At 57.6% G+C, this 1,308-nt stretch carries 1 protein-coding gene and 1 pseudogene; both read left to right on the top strand.

The window, feature by feature from the left end; all coding sequences use genetic code 11:
• A pseudogene (locus AC08OQ_RS10700) lies at nt 1–398 on the top strand (hypothetical protein); the annotation flags it as partial.
• Nucleotides 399–437: 39 nt separating this feature from the next.
• Nucleotides 438–1,271 (top strand): tyrosine-type recombinase/integrase, encoded by an 834-nt coding sequence (locus tag AC08OQ_RS10695; RefSeq protein WP_476612015.1) that lies wholly within the window; start codon nt 438–440, stop codon nt 1,269–1,271.
• The last annotated feature ends 37 nt before the right edge of the window (nt 1,272–1,308 follow it).

Below are 1,308 nucleotides of genomic sequence, written 5' to 3'. Positions count from 1 at the left end.
TAGTTCCCGGGCTCGGGCGACAGAAGCTTGCCGGGTTGACCGTACAAACCGTTCAGGGGTTCTTTAGTGAAGCGATCGAGGGCGGCCACTCCGTGCCCAAGGTTCAGATCATGCGTAAGGTACTCAGCTCGGCGCTGACCCATGCTGTGCGGCAGGAACTCCTGAGCCGCAACGTAGCCCGCCTGGTAGTGCTCCCGACACATCGGCCAAACGAGGTGGAGCCTTGGACATCCGATGAGTCGAAGCGATTCCTGAAGGCGTCGCAATCTGATGTCCTGTACCCAGCATTCTTGCTGCTTCTGCTCTATGGCCTACGACGGGGCGAGGTGTTGGGTCTACGGTGGGGCGATATCGACTTCACCAACGACGTAGTGCACATAGGAGTCGAAATGAAATAACTTGCGCGTTTCGAACCCTCCACAGGCCTGTGACCTGCGATGATGCTCTCGATCACGTATTTGTTACTTCATTACGTCCCCATACGCCAGCAGTTGCAGCGAGTGAAGGGCAGTCTTCACATCGGACCGGTGAAAACGAAAGCCGGCGAGCGACGATTGCCGCTGCTGCGCGTTGTGCGACAGACTCTGCTCGAACACCGTGAACGGCAGACGCAGATCCGTCAGATGGCCGGTAAGGAATGGCAGGGAGACTCTGGCACCGACGCGCTCATTTTCTGCACCCAGAGCGGCCGCCCACTCGAACCGTCCACCCTCGTCCGGACCTTCCAGCGGTTATGCCGACAGCACGAAATCCGAACTATTAGAGTCCATGATCTGCGACACAGCTTGGCGACGCTCCTCCAAGACCTCGATGTCCCGGCACGCGGGGCCCAACTGATTCTTGGTCACGCCTGTGTTTCAACGACGCTTGAACACTACACTCACGACCGACTCACGCAACGGCGCACGTCGCTTGAGAAAGTCGAGAACCTACTGATCAAAGCTCCTCGGAAGAGTGGAATGGAGGCGGCGTACACCAGGCTACGTAGCCGTAGCCGTCAGTTCAGCCGTCAAAGACTCATGTTTGATGTAAATCTTGCTTCACTTATCCCTGGTGCGGGTGGCGGGACTCTAACCCGCGGCCTCATCCTTGGCAACTATCCCGAAGTAACTTTACTCGACCGCCTGACCTCCGTTAGCAGGGCTGTCGAATTAGGCAAGAGGCGGTGGCTCGTCGGGTGTGCTGCCGTCAGTCTTTGCCGTCAAAGCTACGGGGATACTTCGGACTATTCCGGGGGCCATAGGGGACGTAATGAAGTAACAAATACGTGATCGAGAGCATCATCGCAGGTCACAGGCCTGTGGAGGC

The sequence above is a fragment of the Frankia sp. CcCS3 genome, assembly GCF_977927575.1.
The sequence above is the reverse complement of the archived record's forward strand: the minus strand, read 5'-3'. Positions and strand labels throughout refer to the sequence as shown.